At 42.8% G+C, this 3353-nt stretch carries 5 protein-coding genes; 4 read left to right on the top strand and 1 reads right to left on the bottom strand.

The features are described from left to right. The first annotated feature begins 662 nt into the window (after nt 1-662). Nucleotides 663-1454: a hypothetical protein gene (locus KPHS_p500050; protein YP_005229781.1), complete on the top strand. Its 792-nt coding sequence runs from the start codon at nt 663-665 to the stop codon at nt 1452-1454. Continuing rightward, nucleotides 1451-1852 carry a bacteriophage protein gene (locus tag KPHS_p500040; RefSeq protein ID YP_005229780.1) on the top strand — a complete coding sequence of 134 codons (402 nt, stop codon included), beginning with the start codon at nt 1451-1453 and terminating at the stop codon, nt 1850-1852. Before KPHS_p500050 ends, KPHS_p500040 begins: the two co-directional genes overlap by 4 nt. 362 nt (nt 1853-2214) lie before the next feature. Here KPHS_p500040 and KPHS_p500030 read toward each other — a convergent pair whose 3' ends face one another. Beyond that, nucleotides 2215-2631: a putative plasmid replication initiation protein gene (locus tag KPHS_p500030; protein ID YP_005229779.1), complete on the bottom strand. Its 417-nt coding sequence runs from the start codon at nt 2629-2631 to the stop codon at nt 2215-2217. Between KPHS_p500030 and KPHS_p500020 the strand changes: the two genes are divergently transcribed. Together KPHS_p500020 and KPHS_p500010 are read left to right on the top strand one after the other, a co-directional pair. Further along, on the top strand, nt 2618-2779 hold the full coding sequence (locus KPHS_p500020) for an RNA one modulator-like protein (protein YP_005229778.1): 162 nt from the start codon (nt 2618-2620) through the stop codon (nt 2777-2779). The genes KPHS_p500030 and KPHS_p500020 overlap by 14 nt on opposite strands. Further along, nucleotides 2779-3201 carry a hypothetical protein gene (locus KPHS_p500010; protein ID YP_005229777.1) on the top strand — a complete coding sequence of 141 codons (423 nt, stop codon included), beginning with the start codon at nt 2779-2781 and terminating at the stop codon, nt 3199-3201. The genes KPHS_p500020 and KPHS_p500010 overlap by 1 nt, the downstream gene beginning before the upstream one ends. The last annotated feature ends 152 nt before the right edge of the window (nt 3202-3353 follow it).

Raw genomic sequence — 3353 nt, 5'->3', positions numbered from 1 at the left:
TTTAATGAAAAATAAATGTGCGGTGATGTGTTACAAAGTGCAGATCCAAGTCGTGGACGACTCTATGGCGAATCGCTGACGAATTGCCCACGATTCATATGTGAATCACGCTTTATTATCATATTGTTATGATGAATCGACTCTTGATTCAATTCATCACTTTGGGTGTTTTTTGTTCATGGTGACTCTTGATTCAATTCACGATTCGAATCGCCGGTGAATCGTGTGCTAAGTCGTCCGGTGACTTGCCATAACGTGATTGCCGGCCGTCGACGAACCCGATTCCTGAACGTGCTGAAAACCGGTTTTCCGGCTGCGCCGGCAACGCTTCACGGCCACGCAATAAATTGCGTCCCCGTTCACCGTTTTCGGAGGAGAAGAACGCCGGAAACAGGACTTCCCCTGGCTGAATGGTGTGAATTTCCGCGCTATGCACTTGCGCGCATACTCATGCATGCCGTAAAAACAGAGCCTGCGCGTTTCTGGCGGGTTTTCGGGTGGTTTGTTGCCTGTTTTACCGGTTTCCCGTCAGAAACGCGCTGAGGGCCTCTGAGGCGGTGCACGCAACGGATGTTATGGTAAATAGGTTGTATTAAAGATAATTTTTTTTGTACCGATAAAATGCTATCCTGATTTAAAAGTAAATTAAAAGAGTGAATTTCATGGTATCTATATCTCCTAAAAAAGCAGAAGATGAAGCTTTGGATATTTTGAATAGAGTTATAGTTGAAAAAAGAAACGTATCAGAATTTGAGAATGTACGAATTATAAATTGCTTGGACTCTTTAAGAAGGGCAAGAAGTTCATCTTACGATGAAATCTCTGCTTGCTATTACGCACAGATCGCAGATATAGATAATCTATTGGTTAGTGTTTCTAACGTTTTCTCTTCAGATTGCGAGGATTCTTTCTTTAATATCATTTACGCATTAAATAATGCAATGAGATATAGAGAGATCTATAAATATGTAAAAGATCTTGACCTTGATTATAATATAAGAGATTTTTTAGAGTCAGCAATAAAGGCGTCTGCTTTTTGTGTTGATAAAGAGATGGTTGATAAATTCACCACATCTTACGCAAATGCTTTTCATGATGAAAGTTCTGTGGATTTTTTAAATCATATAAGTGAAATAAACTCCTTCTTTTTGAATCATGAAAGCATAAAAAAAGAAATGTCTAATTATATGCTTGATTGCTTTGATGTTTTTTCAAGGAAGTCTCTTATAAAAACCAAAGAAATTGACGGAACTTATGGTTATTCACATCACGTCTTCAATGATGAGGGTTACGAGTTTTTAGCTTTCAGCTTTATATTGAGAGGTGATGAAATTGACATGGATATGCTTATTGATATCGAAGATGAGTTTACATATGAAATATCTAGAATAAAATATGATCCAATTATAAAAACAAAAATTTCATTTAATTTTGAATTGGGAGATTTGTCATGATCTCTTCAAAGGAAATGCTAGATTTTGCGAGAGGCTCTTATTCAAAATTTGATGCGGCTGGTTATATCTGCCTGAGTGAAGAGGTAGAGTATAGGACTTGCGCTCGTTCCGCTTATTATGCGTTGTATCATTATTTGAAGAGTATTGCTGACAAGTTGCCTGGCAGCTACGAAGATGTTTCGTCACATGAAAAAGTGATTCGAAAGCTTCTTAATTCTGGCGACCCAAAACTTATGGATTTAGCTCAGAAGATGATTTCCACAAGGAAGACGAGAGTTCGAGCTGACTATCATATAGATAAAAATTTCGGCAAATCAGAGGCATACAAAATACTTCGTATTGTTGAAAAGATCTTCAAGGATGCTGAACTTTCCGAAGGGGAAGTTCTGGATTCATGAGCTTGACGGGAATAAAGAGGAGGTAGTAACCTCCAGATAGAGAAAAACCACCGCTACCAACGGTGGTTTTTCAAGGTCTTCAGAGCTACCAACTCTTTTGACCGAGGTAACTGGCTTTCGCAGAGCACAGGTACCAAATACTGTCCTTCCAGTGTAGCCGTTTTTAGGCAGCCACTTCAAGAACTCTCGTTAACTCTGCTCTGCGACACCGTTACCAATGGCTGCTGCCAGTGGCGCTTTGTCGTGTCTTTTCGGTTTGGAATCAAGTTGAAAGTTACCGGAAAAGGCGCAGCAGTCGGACTGAACGGGGGGTTCGTGCATACAGTCCAGCTTGGAGCGAACTGCCTACCCGGAACTGAGTGTCAGGCGTGGAATGAGAAACCGCGGCCATAACAGCGGAATGACACCGGCAAACCGAAAGGCAGGAACAGGAGAGCGCACGAGGGAGCCGCCAGGGGGAAACGCCTGGTATCTTTATAGTCCTGTCGGGTTTCGCCACCACTGATTTGAGCGTCCGTTTCTGCGATGCTTGTCAGGGGGGCGGAGCCTATGGAAAAACGGCAACGCCGTGGCCTTTCCTTTTTTTCCTCCTTTGACCGCTCGGTTTTCTCGAGCTTTTCTATGCATGCTCCTGCCGCTCGCCGCAGTCGAACGACCGGAGCGTAGCGACTGAGTGAGCGAGGAAGCGGAAAAGAGACAGGTTTTACACTGAGCACTGACGCTCTGAGGCCCTTTATGACGAAACAACAGAAAACGGCGCTGAACATGGCTAAATTCATCCAGAATCAGTCTCTGCTCCTGCTGGAGAAGCTTAACGAGCTTGATCTTGATGCTGAGGCCGACCTTTGTGAGAAACTCCACGATGATGCAGAGCATCTTTTCCGTACACTCTCCTCGAGACTGGATTCATTACAGGATGGTAACTGATGGCCAGAGTGTCTATTAGTGAAGCTGCACGGCTTGTTAAGGTTAGTCGTCCCACTATTTACAAGATGATTAACAGCGGGAAGTTAAGTTATACCTCTGTTGTAAAGCACGGGAAGGATATTAAAGTTATTGATGTATCCGAGCTTATTAGGGTGTTTGGTTCTCTTGATGGTGTAACTGATACTGTAAAATATGATGTAAAAAGTGACGCAATTTCTACAGAGGTTAACACCATTGGTTTACATGATTTACAACATAGAATCGCTTTACTTGAAGCTGAAAACGATGGTCTTAAAGGGGCTGTTAAAGCACGCGATGAGCATATTGATTCCCTTCGCCAGGCTATGCAGCTTTTGGAGCACAAGCACGACCCCTCTTCACCGGCTCATTCTCCGTGGTGGAAATTCTGGAAAAAATCCTGATCCTGCCATGTTTCAGTTTTGCTCTCCGGCGATCCCGGGGAGTTCCTGAACCTTCCCAAAAATCGCCAGATCTCTGAACGCTCCTCACCACTAAAAATACCCACACCCCACGCAAAATTAAAATTTTGCAGATTCCTTATTTACAACAATGG

It is taken from the genome of Klebsiella pneumoniae subsp. pneumoniae HS11286 (assembly GCF_000240185.1).
GTDB lineage: Bacteria > Pseudomonadota > Gammaproteobacteria > Enterobacterales > Enterobacteriaceae > Klebsiella > Klebsiella pneumoniae.
Note: the sequence above shows the minus strand (reverse complement) of the source record. Positions and strands in the feature narration are given on the sequence as shown.

Coding starts and splice junctions, on each gene's coding strand:
- KPHS_p500050 (YP_005229781.1), top strand. CDS start 663: ATGGTATCTATATCTCCTAAAAAAGCAGAAGATGAAGCTTTGGATATT.
- KPHS_p500040 (YP_005229780.1), top strand. CDS start 1,451: ATGATCTCTTCAAAGGAAATGCTAGATTTTGCGAGAGGCTCTTATTCA.
- KPHS_p500020 (YP_005229778.1), top strand. CDS start 2,618: ATGGCTAAATTCATCCAGAATCAGTCTCTGCTCCTGCTGGAGAAGCTT.
- KPHS_p500030 (YP_005229779.1), bottom strand. CDS start 2,631: ATGAATTTAGCCATGTTCAGCGCCGTTTTCTGTTGTTTCGTCATAAAG.
- KPHS_p500010 (YP_005229777.1), top strand. CDS start 2,779: ATGGCCAGAGTGTCTATTAGTGAAGCTGCACGGCTTGTTAAGGTTAGT.